Consider the following 22,283-nt stretch of genomic DNA (forward strand, 5'->3'; position numbering starts at 1 on the left):
CCCTAAATCCCCCGCCCCCGTGACCCCCAAATTTGGGGGTAAAATGGGGGACTTTGAAAATTCTTGTTCCCCCATAATTGGGGGTTAGGCGGCGATTCGATCACTTGTGTGTACACCGTAGATCCGAAAGGGAGAGCCTAGCGCCAAGGCGGTTCATTAATTATGTTACTTATATAGTTAAACATCTTATTATGGATTTATCCCCCCTTTGGATATCACTAAAAACTTCCTTACTTGCCACATTTATTACCTTTTTCCTGGGTATTTGGTCTGCTTATTGGATGTTAGGATATCGAGGTAAAGCCAAATCATTAATTGAAGGAATTTTTATCGCTCCTTTGATTTTACCGCCTACAGTTGTGGGCTTTTTATTACTGCTATTTTTTGGAAGGAATGGCCCTGTCGGTAAACTCATGCAGACTTGGGATTTGAGCATTGTCTTTACCTGGTATGGTGCAGCGATCGCCGCAACAGTTGTAGCGTTTCCCATCATGTATAAAACAGCACTGGGAGCCTTTGAACAAATTGATGGCAATCTTTTACGCGTAGCCAGAACCCTTGGTGCATCTGAATCGACCATCTTTTGGCGAATTAGTTTACCTTTAGCATTTCCCGGAATTGTCGCCGCTACAAGTTTAGCTTTTGCACGGGCTTTGGGTGAATTTGGAGCCACCTTAATGTTAGCGGGTAATATTCCCGGAGAAACTCAGACTATCCCGATGGCAATTTATTTTGCTGTGGAAGCTGGCGCGATGAATGAAGCTTGGTTTTGGGCGATCGCCATCATGAGTATTTCCTTATCTGGGATTATAGGAGTCAACTTTTGGCAAGAAAACCGGGGGAAACGGAAACAACAAAATTCCCCATTCCCCACAGGAATCAGAAATCCGGAATACTCGATCTCTCAAACTTCCCACAAAACTGATTTTTCGGGATTATTTGTAGATATTGACAAAAAACTTCCAGGCTTTAGATTGCAAGTATGTTTTAGTGGCGATAGCTGCGCTCGCCGAAGGCATCGCAATACCTTGGGATTTTTGGGAGGTTCTGGGGCTGGGAAGAGTATGATTTTGCGCTGTATTGCTGGCATCGAAACACCTACAAAAGGACGTATCGTTTTAAATGGTCGGGTGTTATTTGATTCCGAAAAAGGAATTAATTTGCCATCACGCGATCGCCGCATTGGATTCTTAATGCAGAATTACGCTTTGTTCCCTCACATGACTGTGATGCAAAACATTGCTTTTGGCTTACCTCAAGGCTTATCGACATTAGCAATTAAGCAACAAGTACAGGCGCAACTCCTAGCAGTGCAGTTAGAAGGATTGGAAAATCGTTATCCTCACCAACTTTCAGGAGGACAGCAACAACGGGTAGCTTTAGCCAGGGCTTTAACAATCCAACCAGAAGCATTACTATTAGATGAACCCTTTTCAGCCCTAGATACATATCTGCGTCACCAATTACAAGAGCAATTAATTGAAACTCTCAGCACATATCAAGGAGTGACATTATTTGTGACCCATAATTTAGAAGAAGCCTACGAAGTGTGTGAACAGTTGTTGGTCATGTCCGAAGGACAAATTATTGCTAACGATGATAAACAAAATATTTTCGACCATCCCAATACTTACACTGTCGCGCAGTTAACAGGTTGCAAGAACTTCTCCCCAGTAAAAGTACTATCTGCGAATCAAGTCCAAGCCTTAGATTGGGACTGCACCCTCAAAGTGACGGAACCTTTGCCCCAGTCACCAGCTTATATAGGTATTCGCGCCCATCATCTCAGCTTTACAAGTGACCCCAACGCCGAGAATACCTTTCCCTGTTGGTTAGTCAGGAAGCGGGAAACACCGCACCGGATGACGCTTTATTTGAGACTGCACAATTCATTAAATAACAGCCATGATTACCACCTACAAGCGGAAGTATTTAAGGAAAAATGGCTAAATATCAAAGACAAGCCTTTCCCCTGGTATGTGCGTTTAGATATGAATAAACTATTTTTAATGTCTGATTGAAGAAAATACAGAACCTCACCCCCAACCCCTATCCTTAGTAAGGAGCTACGGTGTACACACAAGTCCTATCTGTCTGCCTTTGAGCCTATTTTGCCCCCTAAATCCCCCAAGTTTGGGGGACTTTGAAAATTCTTGTTCCCCCATAATTGGGGGTTAGGGGGCGATTCGATCACTTGTGTATACACGGTAGTTACTAAGGAGAGGGGAGACTTAGACGCAACTTCTTAGCCGGGGTGAGGTTAAAAATTAGATTTGGATGTTATTTAATTTATATTCGTTATAAATTTTAGTCAACACCAATCAAAACATCAGTTGATTTCACAATTGCATACACTTCTTTACCTACTTCTATACCCATACTTTCGTAAGAAGATTTGGTAATAATTGAGGTAACTTCAATTCCAGGTGCAATTTCAATCACAATTTCTGCATTGACGGTTCCCGGTGTAACTTCCTTGACCTTACCTTTTAGAGAATTACGCGCACTAACTTTCATGTTTGACTCCTTTTGAGTTGACTACTCCAGCGCAGCAATATCTGTACCGCAACTAAGCAAGTATTTTATCATAACGTTACTTTTACTTGCGAAAAAACTCAAATTCCTGGTTTTCCTGCTCAAAATCTCCAAAATAAAATCCTTTCTATACGGTGATCATTTTCTCAACCTGATTTTAAGGCTTGGTGGTAATGAATTTTTTCCAGGCGATCGCACGATATAGAGAACCGCACCCCATTTCACGCTAATTTAAATAGGAGGATAACCGCAAAAACTCAATAGCTAAGACGTGGTAAAACAGGACGAACTTCGCAATAAATTAAAGCAAACGAGAAACCGCTTGGGTATGAGTCAGCAAGATTTGGCTAACTTGGCTAATGTTACCCGGCAAACTATTAGCGGTGTCGAGTCGGGACAATATGCGCCATCAACTACTATCGCCCTGCGGTTGGCAAAAGCCCTCGGTTGTCAAGTGGAAGATTTGTTTTGGTTAGAACAGGATTTACCAGAAATAGAAGCCGTGCCAGCCTATAATGTGCCATTAGGTCAGCGACTACGGCTGATTTTGGCTCAAGTTGGTAATCAATGGATTGCTCATCCCTTAATTGGTCAAGATGCTTTTCGTACAGAGATGATACCAGCTGATGGCGAAGGCGATCGCCTGCCCGGTACAAATACAATGGTCGTCAAGTTATTAGATGACCCCGGACATCTGCATCAAACAGTGATTTTGGCAGGTTGTGCGCCGGCTTTATCCTTATGGGCGCGTGCTGCTGAACGTTGGCATCCTAACCTCAGAGTCCACTGGACTTTAGATAACAGTATGACGGCATTGCATCGACTGCGCCGGGGAGAAGTTCACTTTGCAGGGATGCATCTCTATGATCCTCAGACTGGAGAATATAACACTCCCTTTGTGCGTTCCGTTCTTCAAGATGCGGCGGTTGTATTAATTAACCTGGGCGTTTGGGAAGAGGGAATGCTGACTCAGCCGAATAATCCCCTGGGATTAAAAACTATTGCAGACTTAGCACAACCAGGAGTCACCATTGCCAACCGTGAGCCAGGTTCAGGTAGTCGCCAAGTCTTAGAGCGATCGCTCCTAGATGCAAATATACCATTTACCGCCGTCAATGGATTTGAGCAAATTGTCCACGGACACCTAGAAGTAGCCCAAGCAGTAGCCACAGGCAAAGTTTCATCTGGAATCAGCACCGCCTCTGTAGCCGCCGCTTTCGGGTTAGGATTCATCCCCCTACAACAATCAAGATACGACTTAGCCGTTCTCAAACCATACCTAGATGAAGCCCCAGTCCAAAAACTACTTGGCACTTTAGGACATCGGCGGGTACTCTCACAGCTAGAGGCCATTGGGGGTTATAATACCAGTCAAACTGGGGAAGTAGTCGCCACAATTGAGCCTAGTACAGTAATTCGTAATTCGTAATTCGTAATTTGTAATGGACTACGCCCTCAGCGCAGCTATACCCTAGGCTTTACGTAATTTTTAATTTTTGATGCTTTCTCCAAATAATTCTGCGAATAATTCCCCCACTTGCTCAAGAGAGTCCAAGACTCGATAAGCCAAACCTCTAATTTCCAGAGATGGCTGTTCGATATCAGGAACCATAATGGGACACATCCCCGCCTGAAAAGCTGCTTCCACACCCACAAATGAGTCCTCAAAAACCACACACTGCACAGGATCAATATTCATCCGGCGGCTGACTTCCAGAAAAATATCTGGTGCAGGTTTGCCCTCAGCAACATCTTCACTCGTCACAATTGTGGTGAAATATTGATTAATCCCAGCGTTTGTTAAACGTCGGATAGCTCTAGTTCGAGCCGTTCCGGTGGCTAAACCAATCATCACACCCAGGTCACTGAGTCGATGAAGCAAATCTAAAACCCCTGGTTTCATTGGTAGACCTTCTCGCAATTCTCGCTCATCACCAATTTCGATGCGTTGGACTGTCACAGACTCAAATGGCAGCTCGTCCCCATAGATTTTTTTGAGTAATTTTTCCCGCCATGTCAAGTCTCGCCCGACAAACTCCATATATAAATCGTCGCTCATGATATAGCCATGATCTTTTAGAGCCTGCTTCCAAGCCCATCGAGCAATACATTCCGTATCAAAAAGCAAACCATCCATATCAAAAATTACGGCTCGGTAACTTGATAACACATTCAATGCCTTGATGCTTGTCAACATTTAACTATTTAACAAGGTTTCCTTAGTTTTATCCATGTGAACGAAACTACGTTTTTTCAGACTCTAACTCACATAAGTAGGTGGGCGTAAATAAAGTTAACTGGCGGGGGTCGTCATTTGTCCTTTGCCCTTCGGCTACGCTCCCTTCGGCTTACGCTCAGGGCAAGCAGGGTAAATCATTGTTCATTGGTAAGGGTTTCATGGGTGTTTACGAGTCCTAATATAGTTTGGTTTTTCCATACCCACCTACTTAACCTGTAAAATATAGTATGCTACGTCATGGTGTTTAAAAATCCCAAATTATGAGAAAAAACCCCATATTATTACTGCTATGTGGAGTAGTTGTGAATTTTGGGCTAATGTCATTCTTAGCTCAAGCACAAGAAGTGGTGTCTAATGCTCAAGTAGCAGCAATGGTAGAGGCTCTGAGACAAGCAGCACCGCAAACAGGCATCAAAAACGATGGACTTTACAGCCAATGGCAAGTCAAACCAGAAACCATCAAAGCTTGGTCGAAAAATTGTCTCCAACGGGAATTAACACCTACGCAGTTTGAAGATAGCCCCGTGACCGCACGCTCTATCATATCCTGCATCACACGTCGTGAGTTAAACAATCAATTTCGCACTACTGGCAATAATGAAACTAAAGCTGTGCATGGCGTAGCTTGTTGGTGGATGACTGGTAGCTATACGGGCTGCGATCAAGGCTTTACTGCTGCCTACGTGCAAAAAGTTGTTGGCTTTTACCAACAGCAGCGAGCAATTCCAGGAGCTAGTTCATCGGCATCATCAACAAAATCGCCACAATAACTTAATTTCGTCCCGAATATAAAACAAAGAAGCTCAGATCCCCGACTTCTGCCCTCCGGTAACCCATACAAGAAGTCGAGGATGTTTCTGTGCTTTACTTATTGAGGATTGCTATGTGAGGATTATTCTTCAGCCTCAAATAAAGCTTGACCCAAGCGCTGTAAAACTACAAGCGATCGCGCTTCCACTAGTATCGGTTTATCATCAATATAACGTTTGCCCCGTTGCACAAAGCGTGGCTTAGTTGTATCAATCATCGTCAGCCATTCCCAGTTCTGTAACCCTTTAGGAATCACGAACTCCAACATCTCATGGTGAGCGTTGAAAAACCACAAGAAGGAATCATCCATAATTCGTTCCCCCCGTGGCCCAGGGGTGGCTATTTCTTCACCATTCATAAAGATTCCAATCGCCTTAGTAAAACCTTTATTCCACTGTTCTTCGGTCATCTGCGTCCCATCAGGATTGAACCAACCAATATCATGTACCCCGGAACCGTGGATAGCTCTACCTTGGAACCACTTGCGTCTGCGAAAAACTGGATGCTTGCGGCGAAAGTCAATCAGCTGACGGGTGAAATCTAACAGCGCCTGATTTTCTTCTTGTAAATCCCAGTCTAACCAAGCAACTTCATTATCTTGACAGTAGGCGTTGTTGTTCCCCCCTTGACTCCGCCCCATTTCATCACCCATTACCAGCATCGGCACACCTTGAGAAAGCATTAACGTAGCGAGAAAGTTTCGCCGTTGCTGTTTCCGCAACTTTCGGATGACCGGATCATTGGTTTCCCCTTCTACACCACAGTTCCAAGAGCGATTATGATTTTCCCCGTCTCGACTGTCTTCCTCATTCGCCTCATTATGCTTGTAGTTGTAACTCACTAAATCATTGAGAGTAAAACCATCGTGGGCGGTGATAAAGTTAATACTAGCGCTCGGATTGCGTCCATTTAACTGATACAAGTCAGAACTACCCGTAAACCGATAGGCAAACTCTGCTAAACTACTATCTTCGCCACGCCAGAAGTCCCGCACAGTATCCCTATACCTACCATTCCATTCCGACCACAGCAGAGGAAATTCACCCACTTGGTAGCCACCTTCGCCCACATCCCAAGGTTCGGCAATCAATTTCACCTCAGCTAAAACCGGGTCTTGGTGAATAATATCAAAGAATGCTGCCAACCTATCAACTGCGAAAAGTTCCCGCGCCAGAGCCGAGGCTAAGTCAAAACGGAAACCATCAACGTGCATTTCCAGCACCCAGTAGCGCAGACTATCCATAATCAGTTTCAGCACTTGGGGATGGCGGACATTCAAAGAATTACCGCAGCCGGTGAAGTCCATATAATAACGAGCCTTACCATCCACTAGGCGATAATAAGATTTATTATCTATCCCCCGCAGAGATAAGGTAGGCCCTAAATTATTACCTTCCCCAGTATGGTTGTAAACCACATCTAAAATCACCTCCATTCCGGCTTTGTGTAGTGCCTTGACCATCTGCTTAAATTCTTTCACCTGCTCTCCATGACCAGAATTAGCACTGTAGCCGTGGTAGGGAGCCAGATAGCAGATAGAATCATAACCCCAGTAATTTCTCAGCCCTGTATTTACTAAGTGTCGGGGATATGCCAGATAATGATGGACGGGCATCAATTCTACAGCTGTCACACCCAGAGACTGGAGATGAGAAATACTCGCGGGATGAGCCAGTCCGGCATAGGTTCCTCGGAGTTTGGCAGGAATTTCTGTGTGCAGCTTGGTAAAGCCTTTAACGTGGGTTTCATAAATTACTGTTTCGTGCCAAGGGATTTGCAGCAGTTCATCTCCTTCCCAATCAAAGGACTCATCCACCACCACCGCTTTCGGTACGAGGTGCGCGTCATCCTGTTCTGAAAATCCCAAATCCTCTTGAGGATCATCCCAGCGATAGCCAAACATTTCTTCCCCAAAACCGATTTCGCCGTCTAGTGCTTTGGCGTAGGGGTCTATAAGCAACTTATTCGGGTTAAAGCGATGCCCTTCTTGGGGGTTAAAGGGGCCGTGTACCCTAAATCCGTATCGCTGACCAGGGACAATAGAGGGGACGTAGCAATGCCAAGTAAAGTTACTAATTTCTGTGAGAGTTAGTCTGGTTTCTCGCTCTTGCTGGTCAAACAGGCACAATTCAACTCCTGTGGCATTTTCTGAAAACAGAGCAAAGTTAGTGCCTTTACCATCCCAAGTTGCTCCTAGAGGATAGGGTTTACCAGGCCAGAGAGAGAGATACATATCGTCAAGCTTCCCTTATGGAATAAATACACCTACTTAAGTATTAGAATAAGTTAGGAACTATTGCAAACACACAAGAGGATAAAATACTCGATTTCTGCCATAAATCTGGATTTTGAGGTGGTGAATTTAAAGTTAGCTCCGGGTTTTTAGTATAGTTGATGACTTGAGAAAGATGATTTTGTGGAAAATAATAAAACTAATCTAAATAAATTCGTGAGCAGCTTTTTAGGTAACGTTGTTTACGGTATTTAGACTCAGCAATCAAGTATTAGTAAATTAAGTCGTAATAACTAATATTTAGGAGATGGCTTTGAATAAAGATTTATTAGCTTTTCTCGCTAGTATAATTTTTAGTGTTGTCATGATAATTGTCATTAAAAGCCTTAATCTGCCTACCTTTGTTACTTTTAGCATTGCTATTTATACAAGTCACATTCTGATGTTTTTGGCAATGTTACACAATTATATGTCTAAATATAATAAACTTAAATAAATTCCTGTTTATTTAGATAGATATACTAAATAAGAATTGACAAAATTGAGGGAATTTTTGATTAAAAGTTGACAGTGGATAGATACATACAGCAGCTTTAGCAAAATACGGTGTAGATCCGCGATCTGTCTATGCACCTGAAGTGATTCAAAGTTTTCCAGAAGAGTTTAATAAATATTGGAAGAATTTTTGGAGTTTGACATAATGCAAGAACTAAAGTTAGAAGCATGGAGAAAAGGAAGATTATGGCTAGATGAGCCTTTACCAGCAACTTTTACCCCCCAAGAGATACGCGAGGAAGGTGTCAAAGCTGCAAGTGCAGCAGCTAATATTGAATCGCACTATGTTGCTATTGAATTAAGACTACTAAGAGGGTCTAGACCTGTATATGGACTTTTGGGAGCATCCTTTGATCCTGAGCCATCATCTACAGAACTTGTTATTAAAGCTCTGATCGGAGAAGGAGAAATATCTTATGATCAAGAGTTTATTGCAATAGCACCTGAGATTATTCAAATTGGTCTCACAGAAGAATATACTTTACCTATTCTTGAAAGAAGCGTAGAAACTCTAACAAACTTGAGTCCGTTAGCTTCTGGGGTACTAACTTTCAATTGTGCTGTTCATGGTACTTTTACATCTAATACAGCAATATTTGGCTTTTTAAGTCAATTAGTTACTACCACTACCAGTTTACTTTGTAAGCAAATTGATTTAGAAACGGTTATGAGATTAGTTACATCAGCAATCAATAGTTTTTAAAGTAGAAGGACAAAATCACTAAAGGCAAAAAAATATTGCTAACAACCCACATTCCGCACCTTCAACTGTCACAAGCGGTAATTACTGAAAGAAAAATGCAAACAAAGAATAAAATCAGACATTTGTAGGAAGAAAAGATTTTGAGCAGTGATTAATATGACAAAATGACATCAGAATATATTGTCAATAAGTAACAATAAGAATGAGAGCTAGATTTATGATGATTTGATAGATAAATGTCTAAACGCGCCTGGGTTAATAGGTGGGGCATTCAGTACCACAGTAATAAAATCAGCCCGGAAAAAACAAAACCAAACTTAGATAGCTAAATTGGTTTTTTTGTTGCTTACGTAGTTTTTTAAAATTTAGCTAGTTTAAAAAAACTTTCTCTATTTCTGCTAGGGTGTAAGCTTGCATAGATAATTGGCAAATGCTCATGAGTTTTTATGCAGAAATCAGATGCGTTTGCCCTGTAGCCCCACCTTTCTAGAGTGTGAGTGTTTTTGCAGCACAAGCTTTGTTTTCGCAGTACCATATAAACGCGAAGCTATCTATCCAAAGGTGGATGTATGACGATGCCTTTACGTCAAACGTTATCAAAAGCTGATATCGAACTTTCCTATTTAGAGTGGAAGCAAGGTGAAGAACCTTTACTGCTGTTACACGGTTTAGCTGATAACGCTCTCGTTTGGTCTCGCTTGGGAGATGACCTCGCCGCAGACTATCACATAGTTGCACCAGATATGCGTGGTCATGGTGACAGCAGTAAGCCGGAAAATGATTATAGCTTTGAAAGTGCGATCGCTGACCTAGAAGCCCTTATGGATCATCTGGGATGGTCTTCAGCCCATGTTGTGAGTCACTCGTGGACAGGGAAACTAGCCGCTATCTGGGCTAGAAAAAATCCAGAACGTTTACGCAGTATGATTCTGGTTGATCCGATTTTCATTTGGAAAATGCCTAGCTTATTGCGGTTAACGTTCCCCTTGTTGTACCGTTTCTTATCTTTCCTCAAAGGTATGGGTCCCTTTGCTAGTTACGCAGAAGCCGAAGCACAAGCACGTCAGTTAAATCAATATCAAGGATGGACTACCTTACAACAGCAAGTATTTCAAGCCGGAATTGAACAAAAACCCGATGGTAGTTGGGGTAGTAAATTCACTATAGCCGCCCGCGATCGCATTTTTGCAGACGTGATGTGTGTACCTGGTTTTATTTACCCTCTTGATACCCCGGCGCTATTTGTACAGCCCGAAAAAGGTCTGAACCGTCAAAATTGGCAAATCAAACCTTACAAAACCTACCTGAAAAATTACCATTTCTGCCAAGTTCCCGGTAATCATTGGCCATTTTTGACTCAACCTGAAGCATTTAACCGGACTGTAGCAGCATTTTTAGCAGAATGTAAGTAAAACAAGTCTGACTTTGACTGAATTTGATCATGAGCCTTTGTATTAATCCAGCTTGTCCTCAACCCCATTACCCAGATAATCAAGACCGTTTTTGTAAAAGTTGTGGTTCCCCATTGGAATTGCTAGGATGTTATCGGGTGATCAGTTTGTTGAGTGACCAAAATGGTTTTAGCAAAGTCTATGCAGCTAATGAACAAAATACACCCAAAATCCTCAAGGTACTCAATCAAGAGCTATCAAATGACGCTGAAGCAGTAGAACTGTTTTGCCAAGAAGCATCACTTTTAGAACATCTAAATCATCCAGACGTTCCCCCATTTGAGGGCTATTTTCAGTATCAAACTAGAAATAATTTGGTTCTGCACTGCATTGTCATGGAAAAAATTGACCAGCCTCACTTGGATGATTGGCTACACCAGCAACATCGCCTGATTTCTCCAGCAGAATCTGTAGACTGGTTAAAACAATTGATCCCGGTAAATGTGGGAACGAGTTCTCAAACTAATGTAACTTTTTCCACATCAGCAAAGCATTCCGAAAAAGTACCTCTAACAGCCCTATTCACAGCCCTGTTAGTTTCTATCGCTTTACTCAGTTTGACAGCTTTCGCCACACTTTCGCCCAAGTTTGCGACTTTGGCAACATCAACACAATCACCCCAAAGAAAAGGTACGGTTGATTACTTTCCTTACGAAGTAGGTATGGATAGTCAAGGTAAAATTGCCCAGTTTAATATAGCTGTTTTGTCAGTAAAATATAAATGGCTGGCTGGGAGTAATTTTCAAGTTCAATATCATGATCAAATTATTAGTCTTGATGTTTTAAAGTTGAAATTAGAACAGGGCGGTATACAGCAAATAATGGCAGAACCTAGAGAAATTATCTCTGTAGGTATGGCGGTTTGTGGGGATAACCCAGACGTTCAACCAGGTATAGCTTTAGAACGCGCTCAACAAGTTCAACGTTTAGCAACACAATTATTTAGCAATACATCCAGTGTTCAAGGCTATCGCTTATTAAATCTGGGTCAATTTTCCGGAAGTAATTGTCAGGAGAATCAGGATTTAACTGCATACCAAGGAAGTGTGATGATTATTGGTGTTAAACCAGAATCATCAGATGTAATTATAGATGAAGCTTTACGAGATAGGTTAGAAAATAAACCTTTTGCTGATTTTAATTTAAAGAATTATTCTTTGGGGTCGGGGGAAAGTTTTAAAACTATACTTGGTAATTAATCATGCCAGTATAAATAATCACAGTCCTAAATTGCCTACTTGTATGGCGTGATGATTGTTACTTTTTTTGCAGATAATTTACGAAAAAATAAGTAGTGTTAATTAATCCTAATTTTGTAAAGTAACTAGTAATAAGTAACTTTATTGACATCAATTTAGTCTAAACTTTTTGCATTGTGATCAGGTTGAATAGTGAAGGATGGCTAAAAATAAAAGCTTTTTTACAGTGCTGTTAGATTTTTCTTTTTCGGAATTTATTACTCCGAGAATCATTGGTATTCTTTATGCTTTAGCGATATTTTTCTCTGCAATAACTGCTCTGGGTATGATTATAGGTAGTTTTAGTCGAGGATTTTTACCTGGTATTTTGGGCGTATTAATTGTGCCAATAGGTCTGTTGTTTTACGTAGTATTAATCAGAGTTGGGCTAGAGGGTTTCATTGTGGCATTTCGGACAGCAGATAATACCAATCGCACAGCAGATAATACAGAAAGTCTCAGACATCCGTAAATTAGCTACAAAGGTAACGTGATGGTAAAAGTAGCCCCTAGCCCTTCGCCCTGGCTATGCGCTTGAATAGTCCCTCTGTGTAATTGTACTAAATGACGAGCGATCGCTAAACCCAAACCTAAACCACTGTGTCTAGAAATACAATCTGCCTGACGATACCGTTCAAACACGTAGGGCAGAAATTCTGGTTTGATCCCCAGACCTGTGTCATTCACCTCGATGAGGATTGAGGACTCACAACTTTGTGCTAATCGCACTTCCACTCGTCCCCCGGATGGAGTGAACTTAATGGCGTTGGAAAGTAAATTACCTAAAACTTGTAGCAGGCGGTTAGCATCACCGACAATCGGGGGAATAGATTCATCAATGATAGATTCTAAATGAATGCCCTTAGCATTAGCCGATGGGTAAGCAGTCTCCACAGATTCCTTGACAAGGCTAACCAAGTTGATTGGGCGGACTTCCAGCTGCAACTGACCCCGGAGGATGCGGGACATATTTAACAAATCTTCTAGGAGTTTTGCCTGAGATTGAGCATTGCGTTCAATGGTTTCTAAGGCATTGGTAATGGTATCTGGATCTAGTTCACGAGTCCGCAGTAATTTTGCCCAACCGAGAATGGCATTGAGTGGCGATCGCAAATCATGAGATACCATAGCCACAAACTCATCTTTAGTTTGGTTGGCTTTTTCAGCAGCATTGCGTGCCGCTTGTTCTAGCTGCAACAGTTGATTCCGTTCCGCTTCCAATTGCTTGCGATGGTCGATATCAGTGCTGGTACCAAACCACTTCATAATCCGTCCTTGTTCATTCTGAATCGGCACACCCCTTGCTAAATGCCAACGATAGCTACCGTCAAATCTTTTGTAGCGCATTTCCTGTTCATAAGGTTTTCCAGTCTGCAAAGCGTTCATCCAGGCCTGGATAGCTATTTGCATATCATCTGGATGTATAACTTTTGTCCAGCCCACCCCCATCGCTTCCTCAATCGTTTGCCCAGTGAATTCACACCATCGTTGATTCACATGATCATATTCACCATCAATATTGCAAATCCAGACAAGTTGTGGTATTGCATTGGATAAATAACGATAGCGTTCCTCACTTGCGCGCAAAGCGATTTCAGCCTGTTTGCGTTGGGTGAGGTCAAGAACAAAGCACACGCTATAACCTTCTTTTTCTCTACCCCCAATTAAAGCAATGCCTAATAATACAGGAACACGAGTGCCATCTTTGCGAAGATACTCCTTCTCAAACGGCGTACAAACTCCAGAAGTTTGTAATTCCTGAATTTTTTCCTGGTCAAGGTCTTGGTAATCTGGCGGTGTCATCTCATCCCAGTGAATATTTCCGGCTTCCAGTTCCCCACGGGTGTAGCCAAACATTTCCAGAAAAGCGTCGTTGGCTTCATAAATTCCACCGCTAAAGTCACCAAAATATACTCCAACTATATTCGATTCCACAATGCGGCGGAATTTAGTTTCACTTTTTTGTAAAGCAGCTTCAGCTTGTTTGCGTTCGCTAATATCGGTGACACTGCCCACTGTGCGGATAATCTCACCATCAGGATCTCGGACAATGATTCCCTGATCTAATACATACAGATATCGTTGGTCTTTATGACGCATTCTATACTCCACAGTATAGTAGTTTTCACTGTCAAGAACATCTATAAATTGATTGTCTAGTAGTTCTCTATCTTCGGGGTGAACCTTCTCTAACCACCATTCAGCCTTTAGGTCGGTTTCTTCCAAGGAGTAGCCCAAAATCCGGGTCAGTCCTTCAGTTCTGTGAACAATATTGTTTTTAATATCCCGGTCATAAATTAGACAATTGACCGCTGCTGCTGCTAGATGGAACCGCTCGTTGCTTAAACTTAACTCTGACTCTACTTGCTTCCGCGCCGTAATATCAAAAGCTGTACCCACAATTTGGCGCGGCGAACCGTCAACATTTCTATTGAATATAGTATCCCGACTAAAAAACCACCGCCATTCACCATTGGCGTGTCGCATCCGATATTCAAATTCCAGAATGTCACCATTGTCAGCTACGTTGATTAGTTGCAGATGTTCCAGAAATCGCCCCCAATCTTCAGGATGCATTAAAGATGAGAGAAAATTAGTATCCATACCTTGAATTTGTGGGACAGTATAACCCAGTAGGTTAATAATCTGACTATTCGTATAGACATTCTGCTGTGCCAGCAAATCATAAACGTATAAAATTCCCGGTGTGGTATCGGCAATCCGTTCAATGAACTGCTGACTCTCCCTTAATTTTGCTTCAGCCCATTTTTTGTCGGTCACATCTCGCCAAGCTGCGACGAAGCCATCCTCCATTTTAGTGATGCGAATATCAATAACTCTGGTTAATTGCTGTTGACTATTTAAAGAAGTATAAATGAGTGATTCTTTAACTAAAGGCTGACCCGTTTCTATCACTTGGCAACATTCTTCAAACAAGCCATTTTCGCGCATATTCAGCAGGATTTTGCACAGATATTTGCCCTGTTCTCCTGAAATCCTCTGGCTAAATTTACAAGCTGCGGCGTTCATATAATCAACACGAAACTGGAGTATTTGGCCCGTCTCATGTCGCACGGCAGAAAAAATGCCAAAACAATCGAGCATATTCTCCACGGAGGTGCGGAAACGTTCCTCACTGCGTTGCAACTCTTGACTTAGTTGAGCATTTTTAATTGCGGAGTGCATCGTTGAGCGCAAATACTCACCAGTGGTTTGTCCCTTAACTAAATAGTCTTGGACACCGCTTTTCATGGCCTGTACCGCCACAGCTTCGTTACCATAACCAGTTAACATAATCACGGCTGGTATGGTTTTCTGTGATTGCTGTTTTAATTCCGCCATAAATTCTAAACCGTCCAAGTCTGGCAGTAAAAAATCTAATAAAATAGCATCAGGCTGAAACTGCTGACATAATTTCAATGCTCCTTCACCCGATTCTTCTTCGAGAATTGTGTAGCTATATTCTTGGTCTTGCAGCAGATAACGACGATAAGCCTGGCGGTCTTCAGGAGAATCATCGACAATTAAAACAGTTAGCGGTTGCGCCATAACTAATTGTTAACAGCATCAGGAAGAATTACAATATCTAACCAATAAGTGACGAAAGTTTGAATAGTTTCCACCAATCTATTAATATCAATTGGTTTTAATATATAACTAGCAACACAATATCTGTAACATATTTCAATATCTTTAGGATTAGATGACGTGGTGAATACAACTACAGGGATATGTTTGAAATTGTCATCCTGCTTAATTTGTTCTAAAATTTCTCGCCCATCAGTTCCCGGTAAATTTAAATCGAGTAAAATAATCGCGGGACGAGGATATTTTTGCCTATCACGGTAAGACCCATTGCGGTAAAGAAAGTCTAGCGCCTCTTCGCCATCTTTACAGCGAAAGACAGGATTGACCACCGATTGTTTTTTCATGATTCGACTAAAGGCTTCAAAGTCTTCGTCGCTATCTTCAATGACTAATAAAGGTCTGGCAAAATTACCAATCATGGCTTTAGTCCACTCCTTGTAATGTGAAATAAAATGTACTACCCTGACCGTAGGCTGAATCCACCCAAATTTTACCGCCATGTCGTTCTACGATTTTTTTGGCGATCGTCAATCCCGCCCCAGTCCCTCCACCATATTTAGTCGGTCCGTGTAGTCGTTTGAAAATCCGAAAAATTGCTTCAAAGTGTTTCTCTCGAATACCGATCCCATTATCTCGCACGTAGAATGTGATTGGCAATGGCGATTCATCTATATAACCAATTTCAATACATTTTTCGGCTTTATCGTTGTACTTGATGGAGTTAGCAATCAAATTATTAAAGACTTCGCCTAATTGGACGCGATCGCAATATATTGTAGGTAGCGGTCGGGGAATTTGAATATCTATGTGAATCTCTTCAATGCGGGCGCTCAATAAGTCTAAACTGCGATGCACCAAATCATTGAGGTCTGTTTCCTGCATGGAAAGGTCTACTCTCCCCAAGCGAGAAAAATGCAGCAGCGAATCGATTAAATCCTCCATCCTCTGGGTGAGACGAATCAATGTTTTTAATTTGTTTTTACCTTCTTCGTTGAGGGTATCACCATAATCTTCAATCAGGAAGTTAGAGTAATTGTGAATACCGCGCAGTGGTTCTTTTAAATCATGAGAAGCAATATAGGCAAAGGCATCTAATTCGTTATTACTGCGTTCTAGTTCAATATTCAACTGTGCTAGTTCATCGGCTTTCCGCAGCACCATGCCAATAATTGCACTTCTTAATTCCAGCGCTGCATTCACTTCATAGGGTTTCCAAGCAAGTGATTTTAATAGTACAGTTTCTTGCCATAATTCAAAAGATTTACGGGGTGATAGGCGGATACTGCCATTTTGTTTCACTTCTACAGGTTTATTTGGATTCCCACCCCAAGTTACAGTTTGCACTACCTCTGGACGAAACCACAAAACATAATTTTTTTGACTTTTGGAAATTGAAAGTGCCATCAAACCACTAGCAACATCCCGCAATTTTTCTGCCTGTGGGTAAACTTCAGCTAGCGCATCAGTGTAGAAAATTTCCTCTTGCTGGTTTTGATTTATCCATTCCACTAAATCTTGAATATCTTGTTGTTCAGGAGTTTTACCAACTGTAGAATAATTACCATGAAAACACACTGCTGCTCCTTGAGCATTCACCAGATTGAGGAGATTTGGTTGGTTGTTAATTAAACCATCAATGAAGTTATTTTCTAATGTCATATACTCCACTAACTTGGAATGGCAAGATTTCACCTGAATCTTATCTTCCACATCTTCGCTATCTTCTTTAGCCGCCATTTGTAAAGATGCCATTTGCCCCAACAATTCGCAGGCGTTACGAATTTCATAGGGAATATATTTAGGTGATTGATGATGACAAGCAATTAGTCCCCATAGGTTTCCATCTTTGATAATGGAAATTGACATGGATGCAGTCACGCCCATATTATGCATATACTCAATGTGTAAAGGCGAGACACTCCTTAAAACTGACCTGCTTAAATCTAAAGGTTCCTCAGTCAGAGGATTATTGGTTGGCACAATGGCCACAGGCTGATAGTATGTATTTGGTATTAGTCTCAGCCAGTTTTGAGTATAGAGTTTTCTGGCTTGTGTGGGAATATCCGAAGCTGGGTAATGTAACCCCAAATAAGCTGCCAGATATTCTTGTTTTTCTTCAGCAATCACTGTACCATGCCAATTTTGATCAAATCGATAGAGCATTACTCTATCAAAACTAGTAATCTTCTGAACTTGTTTGACTATAATCTGACTAATTTCTGCTAAATTAGATGCAGATTGTAGCTTTGACATTGCTACTTTGACTAAATGGTAAAATTTGAAAAAACCATGACTTTTATCTAAGTTTGTAGGTTCTAATTCTAAAATTACAATTCCCTGATTACGGTGAAGAATACCATCAAAAAGCACGGTTTCATTGTCCAAATTGATGGTCAATTCAATGGGATTAACAATTAATAAATCTTCTTGATTTAAAGAATCTTTTAGTAAACTAATTTGGTCTGAATCGAGCAAATCGCTTAATTTTTTGTTTAGTAATTCTTCGGGTCGCAAACCAAATACATTTAATGTATTCTCGCTGACTTGCAGGATAGTTAAATCTGCTTCTTTTAGGGCAAATAAAACTCCATGAGGCTGAATTGAGCCAGGAATATGAATTGGCTCTTTATTACAGTTACTGAGGTCAACTGTGAAAGAGATAGTAATATCGTTATTACTCACGTTTAACTCCTGGTGATTACAAGTTGTCGTGAGACACTAATCTTGTGCGGTAGCAGTCCTGTTTGATTTGTAAAACCCTCCTATTGCTGGGATTTGGATAGTCTCTATTCCCAGGATAACTATAGTGAAGGCATAATTAATCGGATCTGTGCTATTGACTCTTGAGCAGTGAAAGGAGAGTTGATAATTCATTTAAAATTGCGGTATTTTTGCTTAAATCTTGATTTAGCGGATTGTAAAGTAAGTTGTATTGTTATTAATTTTAATTGCAACATTTCCAGCAACTGAATTACTTGTGGAATTAAGCTGTAACTTTTAATACAAAATTAAACTAGGTCGTTTGCGAGCAGGTAATTAAAATGTCCGCTATTGCTGCTGGCAAAAGAAAATTATTTCTTGGTAAAAAATGACGCGATCGCAGTAGAATTGCCAATGGCATGGTCTGTAAGACAAAGACAAGCAATCAGTTACCAATAACTCTTACTTTCCCAACCTAATGGAAGAATTTATCCCAACTTCTCTGGCTCTTGCTGGCTTCAGGATTCTCGTAGTGGATGATGATGAGGATAGCCGCTTTTATATTACTACTGTTTTAGCAGCAGATGGTGCCACTGTGACAACAGTTGAGTCAGCCGCCGCCGCACTAGAAGTTTTACCTGAGTTGCAGCCTGATGTGTGTATCTGTGATATTGCTATGCCTGGGGAAGATGGCTACAGCTTCATCCGGAAAGTACGGGCGTTAACAAAAGACAGAGGTGGACAAGTCCCCGCAGTTGCTTTAACGGCCTATGCTGATCCGGAGGATCGTATCCGGGCTTTAGAGGCTGGCTTTCAAATTCATGTAGCGAAACCAGTTGACCCAGAAGAGTTAGTGATCACAGTCGCCAATTTGATGAATTTTGTCCATAACAATCATCCTTTCAAAAGCTAATTTGCTCAGACTGGTATGTTGGTGGTTCGAGATGAATTAAAATCCTCACGGGACTGAAACGTTGTTCTAGTCGCCTTTCTACTGCTTCGGTAATCCGATGGGCAGTTTCTACATCTGGTGCATCGACGATTAAATGCATTTCAATGAAGACTTGGCGACCGAGAACACCCCGTGAAGCGATGTCATGACAATTAATCACTCCCGGAACAGCAGTCGAGATGGCATGAATTGTTTCTGGGGCGATGGGCAAAGCCCCGCCTTCGGCGATCGCCATTTGATCTACAAGCCAAGGTAAATTAGTTTTTAAGACTGACCTAGCCAGATATCAGATCACCTATTCCGGTAAAATAGATAATTATCAATCTTTTTTATAAATAACTCATGTCTTCAACTCCTCTGACACTGAATCTGGTTGAAGGTTCTGTCTCCTTCAGTTTTTCACCCCAGGCGGCACGGGAATTAAAGGCAGCAACGGATCAATTAATGGAACGCTTGAAAACTGTTGCCGCTAAACCCACCCCAGGCGGCGGTAAAGTTACTCCTCAGCCACCCGTGGAGTATCGCTACACAGGTGATGTATTTTTAGAAGTTTTTTGTAATCCCAATATTTGGCCGACTCCCTTTGCTGCTAAAGTCCTGCTGACTGTTCGCGATCTCAATATTCGCTTAACTACAGAAGCTGAACTGACGCGAATTATTGAAGACGTTAACCAATATCTCGAACAAGTCGGCTAAAAAATTAGCGGGGCAGCTTAATATGTTAAGCTACCCCGGTCAGCAAATCTATATTCAGATACCCAAGTTATCACGGCGGGTCTAGGCAAAAACTGGCCTCAACGCATTCCTAACTTGAAAAATTCTATAAATTCAGATTCTAATGCTTCTGCGTTAATGGCAAAACTAAGATTCTGGATGGGGAAATATATTTGCACCTCCCACGACTTGAAGTCGCGTGATTCTTGCTTCACTTATCTTGGACTGGATGGGATGAATCCAGGAGTTACAAGTTCTCCACAGGCGTTTAGAGCATCCGGCGCACTGACGGCGGCTATTTAAGTAAATCTACCATAATACGCTACCATATACCATTCTCAACATAGAAATATGGAGCGTCTAACACATGACTAGAAGTCACGACTGTGCGGCTTGTAGAAATCAAAACTAGAGATTAGCCCTCAAATCAAGCACTCAATTGCTTGCTATCAAATATAGACATCGAAAATAAACTCCCAATCCAAAATCTGAATCACATACTGAACATACTGATTTAGTCGTTTTCCCATTGTTCACGACCAATCAGATCGCCAATGCGATCGCGTAATAGAAAGTCACATTTTTCTAACTCACATTCAACGCAAACCCACTCTCTTGCAGGAATGTATTGGCACAGAGTATATATTGGCTGTTGCCGACTGACCATTCCCCTTTCCACCAGTCGGCGAGCTTCATCTTGGATTACATCCAAGGAATAGTAAGAGTAGTAATTGATAGAAGGCACCGTATTCACACTCATGGTTTTTACTCACAAAGTTTACAAGTAGATAGCGTTCCCATAAAATGCTGGGAACAAACATGACAACGATTCGACTTGTGGCTAGGGTTTTGTAGTTTGCTATACGGAACTGATTTTATTTTGACGCTATACACCTTCAAATTATCTAAAGAAATGTTAAGATTGTCAACAAATCCTGACTTTAAGAAAAAATGTACTTGAATTTGTGATCTGAGGGTAATTAACTTAACTTCCTGGCAAGAAGATTTGATTTATCTCCAATATACCTCAAGGTCTTGCTGCTGTTAATTTTGCTCATGGATGGATCTGCGGAAGTATATCATATATGAGGTTACTGATGTACAAAATAATCACATTCAAGCTCTACCTGAGAAATTTTGGTATTGAGTGATGGCCACTTTCCGCAGAACAATCGCCATCAACTATTGCCAAACATGAAGGGGGAATATACCAGGAAAACTTCATCATGTGACATCTGTGAAGAATTGCTGAAATAAGCAGACCAGTTTTCTAGTCAATTACAGCACCGAGAATAGCTGCGTTGTATCGGTAAACACTTGCCATAAAATATCAGAATTTGCCTTTATAGTTAGGTTAACAGTAATTAGAACAAGCTGAGTGCCAATTTGAGTCATAATTGGTTTGAGATGATGGTAACAATCAATAGACGGCTTATTTGCCACCAAAGTTTACGTAACTAATCAGCGAGAACATGATCATGTGCGAGCCATAAATTTATCAAGCCATGAAATATTTGATTTTGTTGTGAACTCCTAACTTATGAATCCAAACGCTTTGCTACGAAACAGTGCGCGTAGGGGCGGTATTTGGGATTAGCGGTTTGTAGCAGGGGTGTTTGTTTCTTTCCTTTAACCTCAAAATAAATGTCCTGCTACCTACCTGGCACTACTAACTCTTTACACTTCGTTATAGTCACATTAAAACAGACGTGATAAAATCGCGTCTGTAAACTGGTTAGCGAATTCTCTAGGGGTTAATTGTTCTAAAGTGACATTGTTAATCAGTTACTTATTCGGAAAATTCATCATCTTCATCAGTAGTATTCTCGGCCATTGTCAAACTGTCAGGCGATCGCTCATCTTCAAGTTTGTTCAACAGCGACAACACCTTAGTACCCCGTTCGATGGAATCATCTTCGATAAAAATCACTTCTGGGGTACGACGTAGCCTCACTCGTGAACCAAGTTCGCTACGAACAAAACCCGTGGCTGACTTTAAGCCTGCCATTGTTTCTGACTTGGCTTCATCTGTACCATAAATACTGACGTAGACTTTGGCGTGTTGGAGATCACCAGAAACATCCACAAAGGTAACACTGACCATTCCAGTACCCACACGATCATCCTTAATACCGTGGAGTAGCATTTGGCTAACTTCCCGTTTAATCAACTCAGCAACGCGGGAAATGCGGCGATTAGTAGCCATAAATTTTTGCCTCCTCACAGAGGTTGTACGACATAAATTATATATAAATTGGGCAGAAAAGAGCTTGACGCATTCAACGCCCATAGCTGCTGACGAGCTGCCTAGAGTTCTACACCCGGACAGTTTGAGCTTAGACTGCACTAAAGCCCAGCATCGCCCGGACGGTGAGACTCATGAAAACTAGGACACCCACAAAGAAACCCAAGAGAGCGATCATAGTCACAGGCCGTTTTAGCAGTGGCATTAATGGCTCAATCGAGTTCAGAAACACCCCTAAGAGGATAGTAATGAAGTAGCGGGGGTAGCGAAAGACGTTATCCCAAAATCCGTCAAACATTTGAATATAGACTGCCTTGTTA

General features: G+C 41.5%; 18 protein-coding genes and 1 pseudogene. 9 read left to right on the forward strand and 10 right to left on the reverse strand.

What is annotated here, in order from left to right; translation table 11 throughout:
- Window positions 1-191 precede the first annotated feature (191 nt).
- Complete coding sequence (gene modB, locus AACX33_RS15210; protein ID WP_193998054.1) at window positions 192-2,021, forward strand: molybdate ABC transporter permease subunit; 1,830 nt, start codon at window positions 192-194, stop codon at window positions 2,019-2,021.
- A 286-nt stretch (window positions 2,022-2,307) separates the two neighbouring features.
- Here the strand turns inward: modB and AACX33_RS15215 are convergent, their stop codons facing one another.
- Window positions 2,308-2,517, reverse strand: a complete 210-nt coding sequence (locus tag AACX33_RS15215; RefSeq protein WP_193998053.1) for a TOBE domain-containing protein — start codon at window positions 2,515-2,517, stop codon at window positions 2,308-2,310.
- Window positions 2,518-2,806: 289 nt separating this feature from the next.
- Here AACX33_RS15215 and AACX33_RS15220 point away from each other — a divergent pair, with 289 nt between their 5' ends.
- Window positions 2,807-3,964, forward strand: a complete 1,158-nt coding sequence (locus tag AACX33_RS15220; protein ID WP_193998052.1) for a substrate-binding domain-containing protein — start codon at window positions 2,807-2,809, stop codon at window positions 3,962-3,964.
- A gap of 60 nt (window positions 3,965-4,024) precedes the next feature.
- On the opposite strand, the gene AACX33_RS15225 is transcribed toward AACX33_RS15220, so the two are convergent.
- Window positions 4,025-4,732, reverse strand: coding sequence for an HAD family hydrolase (locus AACX33_RS15225; protein ID WP_227789138.1), 708 nt, complete (start codon window positions 4,730-4,732; stop codon window positions 4,025-4,027).
- A gap of 302 nt (window positions 4,733-5,034) precedes the next feature.
- Here AACX33_RS15225 and AACX33_RS15230 point away from each other — a divergent pair, with 302 nt between their 5' ends.
- The gene (locus tag AACX33_RS15230) at window positions 5,035-5,544 is read left to right on the forward strand and encodes a hypothetical protein (RefSeq protein WP_193998051.1); all 510 of its coding nucleotides are present in this window, start codon (window positions 5,035-5,037) and stop codon (window positions 5,542-5,544) included.
- Between the two features lie 122 nt (window positions 5,545-5,666).
- On the opposite strand, the gene glgX is transcribed toward AACX33_RS15230, so the two are convergent.
- Entirely contained in the window at window positions 5,667-7,817 is a 2,151-nt protein-coding gene (gene glgX, locus AACX33_RS15235) for a glycogen debranching protein GlgX (RefSeq protein ID WP_193998050.1), read from the reverse strand.
- A gap of 700 nt (window positions 7,818-8,517) precedes the next feature.
- Between glgX and AACX33_RS15240 the strand changes: the two genes are divergently transcribed.
- The 4 genes from AACX33_RS15240 to AACX33_RS15255 all read left to right on the forward strand — a co-directional run bounded on the left by AACX33_RS15240 (window position 8,518) and on the right by AACX33_RS15255 (window position 12,236).
- Complete coding sequence (locus AACX33_RS15240; protein WP_193998049.1) at window positions 8,518-9,075, forward strand: hypothetical protein; 558 nt, start codon at window positions 8,518-8,520, stop codon at window positions 9,073-9,075.
- Window positions 9,076-9,650: 575 nt separating this feature from the next.
- The gene (locus AACX33_RS15245) at window positions 9,651-10,487 is read left to right on the forward strand and encodes an alpha/beta fold hydrolase (RefSeq protein ID WP_193998371.1); all 837 of its coding nucleotides are present in this window, start codon (window positions 9,651-9,653) and stop codon (window positions 10,485-10,487) included.
- Between the two features lie 29 nt (window positions 10,488-10,516).
- Entirely contained in the window at window positions 10,517-11,725 is a 1,209-nt protein-coding gene (locus tag AACX33_RS15250; protein WP_193998048.1) for a 4-Cys prefix domain-containing protein, read from the forward strand.
- A gap of 199 nt (window positions 11,726-11,924) precedes the next feature.
- Window positions 11,925-12,236: a DUF4282 domain-containing protein gene (locus tag AACX33_RS15255; protein ID WP_193998047.1), complete on the forward strand. Its 312-nt coding sequence runs from the start codon at window positions 11,925-11,927 to the stop codon at window positions 12,234-12,236.
- 5 nt (window positions 12,237-12,241) lie between these two features.
- Here the strand turns inward: AACX33_RS15255 and AACX33_RS15260 are convergent, their stop codons facing one another.
- Genes AACX33_RS15260 through AACX33_RS15270 form a run of 3 tightly spaced genes read right to left on the reverse strand, consistent with a single transcriptional unit; the run spans window position 12,242 to window position 18,034 of the window.
- Window positions 12,242-15,313 (reverse strand): PAS domain-containing protein, encoded by a 3,072-nt coding sequence (locus AACX33_RS15260; protein ID WP_193999939.1) that lies wholly within the window; start codon window positions 15,311-15,313, stop codon window positions 12,242-12,244.
- A gap of 2 nt (window positions 15,314-15,315) precedes the next feature.
- Complete coding sequence (locus AACX33_RS15265) at window positions 15,316-15,771, reverse strand: response regulator (protein WP_193999937.1); 456 nt, start codon at window positions 15,769-15,771, stop codon at window positions 15,316-15,318.
- 4 nt (window positions 15,772-15,775) lie between these two features.
- On the reverse strand, window positions 15,776-18,034 hold the full coding sequence (locus AACX33_RS15270) for an ATP-binding protein (RefSeq protein ID WP_193999935.1): 2,259 nt from the start codon (window positions 18,032-18,034) through the stop codon (window positions 15,776-15,778).
- 496 nt (window positions 18,035-18,530) lie between these two features.
- On the opposite strand from AACX33_RS15270, the gene AACX33_RS15275 reads away from it, so the two are divergent.
- The gene (locus tag AACX33_RS15275) at window positions 18,531-18,965 is read left to right on the forward strand and encodes a response regulator (protein ID WP_193999933.1); all 435 of its coding nucleotides are present in this window, start codon (window positions 18,531-18,533) and stop codon (window positions 18,963-18,965) included.
- Here AACX33_RS15275 and AACX33_RS15280 read toward each other — a convergent pair.
- A pseudogene (locus AACX33_RS15280) lies at window positions 18,955-19,278 on the reverse strand (cation transporter dimerization domain-containing protein); the annotation flags it as partial. The gene AACX33_RS15275 and the pseudogene AACX33_RS15280 overlap by 11 nt on opposite strands.
- 68 nt (window positions 19,279-19,346) lie before the next feature.
- Here AACX33_RS15280 and AACX33_RS15285 point away from each other — a divergent pair.
- Window positions 19,347-19,700, forward strand: a complete 354-nt coding sequence (locus AACX33_RS15285; RefSeq protein WP_193999931.1) for a hypothetical protein — start codon at window positions 19,347-19,349, stop codon at window positions 19,698-19,700.
- A gap of 532 nt (window positions 19,701-20,232) precedes the next feature.
- On the opposite strand, the gene AACX33_RS15290 is transcribed toward AACX33_RS15285, so the two are convergent.
- From AACX33_RS15290 to AACX33_RS15300, 3 genes are all read right to left on the reverse strand, one after another.
- Window positions 20,233-20,478 carry a DUF4327 family protein gene (locus AACX33_RS15290; protein WP_089090143.1) on the reverse strand — a complete coding sequence of 82 codons (246 nt, stop codon included), beginning with the start codon at window positions 20,476-20,478 and terminating at the stop codon, window positions 20,233-20,235.
- Window positions 20,479-21,507: 1,029 nt separating this feature from the next.
- Window positions 21,508-21,924, reverse strand: coding sequence for a 30S ribosome-binding factor RbfA (gene rbfA / locus AACX33_RS15295; RefSeq protein ID WP_193999929.1), 417 nt, complete (start codon window positions 21,922-21,924; stop codon window positions 21,508-21,510).
- A gap of 130 nt (window positions 21,925-22,054) precedes the next feature.
- The gene (locus tag AACX33_RS15300) at window positions 22,055-22,261 is read right to left on the reverse strand and encodes a DUF751 family protein (protein ID WP_193999971.1); all 207 of its coding nucleotides are present in this window, start codon (window positions 22,259-22,261) and stop codon (window positions 22,055-22,057) included.
- Window positions 22,262-22,283 lie beyond the last annotated feature (22 nt).

This window comes from Nodularia sp. LEGE 04288 (assembly GCF_963896525.1).
Lineage (GTDB): Bacteria > Cyanobacteriota > Cyanobacteriia > Cyanobacteriales > Nostocaceae > Nodularia.

Coding starts and splice junctions, on each gene's coding strand:
- AACX33_RS15285 (WP_193999931.1), top strand. CDS start 19,347: ATGTCTTCAACTCCTCTGACACTGAATCTGGTTGAAGGTTCTGTCTCC.
- AACX33_RS15290 (WP_089090143.1), bottom strand. CDS start 20,478: ATGAGTGTGAATACGGTGCCTTCTATCAATTACTACTCTTACTATTCC.
- AACX33_RS15275 (WP_193999933.1), top strand. CDS start 18,531: ATGGAAGAATTTATCCCAACTTCTCTGGCTCTTGCTGGCTTCAGGATT.
- AACX33_RS15215 (WP_193998053.1), bottom strand. CDS start 2,517: ATGAAAGTTAGTGCGCGTAATTCTCTAAAAGGTAAGGTCAAGGAAGTT.
- glgX (WP_193998050.1), bottom strand. CDS start 7,817: ATGTATCTCTCTCTCTGGCCTGGTAAACCCTATCCTCTAGGAGCAACT.
- rbfA (WP_193999929.1), bottom strand. CDS start 21,924: ATGGCTACTAATCGCCGCATTTCCCGCGTTGCTGAGTTGATTAAACGG.
- modB (WP_193998054.1), top strand. CDS start 192: ATGGATTTATCCCCCCTTTGGATATCACTAAAAACTTCCTTACTTGCC.
- AACX33_RS15265 (WP_193999937.1), bottom strand. CDS start 15,771: ATGATTGGTAATTTTGCCAGACCTTTATTAGTCATTGAAGATAGCGAC.
- AACX33_RS15260 (WP_193999939.1), bottom strand. CDS start 15,313: ATGGCGCAACCGCTAACTGTTTTAATTGTCGATGATTCTCCTGAAGAC.
- AACX33_RS15240 (WP_193998049.1), top strand. CDS start 8,518: ATGCAAGAACTAAAGTTAGAAGCATGGAGAAAAGGAAGATTATGGCTA.
- AACX33_RS15245 (WP_193998371.1), top strand. CDS start 9,651: ATGCCTTTACGTCAAACGTTATCAAAAGCTGATATCGAACTTTCCTAT.
- AACX33_RS15300 (WP_193999971.1), bottom strand. CDS start 22,261: ATGTTTGACGGATTTTGGGATAACGTCTTTCGCTACCCCCGCTACTTC.
- AACX33_RS15250 (WP_193998048.1), top strand. CDS start 10,517: ATGAGCCTTTGTATTAATCCAGCTTGTCCTCAACCCCATTACCCAGAT.
- AACX33_RS15225 (WP_227789138.1), bottom strand. CDS start 4,732: ATGTTGACAAGCATCAAGGCATTGAATGTGTTATCAAGTTACCGAGCC.
- AACX33_RS15255 (WP_193998047.1), top strand. CDS start 11,925: ATGGCTAAAAATAAAAGCTTTTTTACAGTGCTGTTAGATTTTTCTTTT.
- AACX33_RS15230 (WP_193998051.1), top strand. CDS start 5,035: ATGAGAAAAAACCCCATATTATTACTGCTATGTGGAGTAGTTGTGAAT.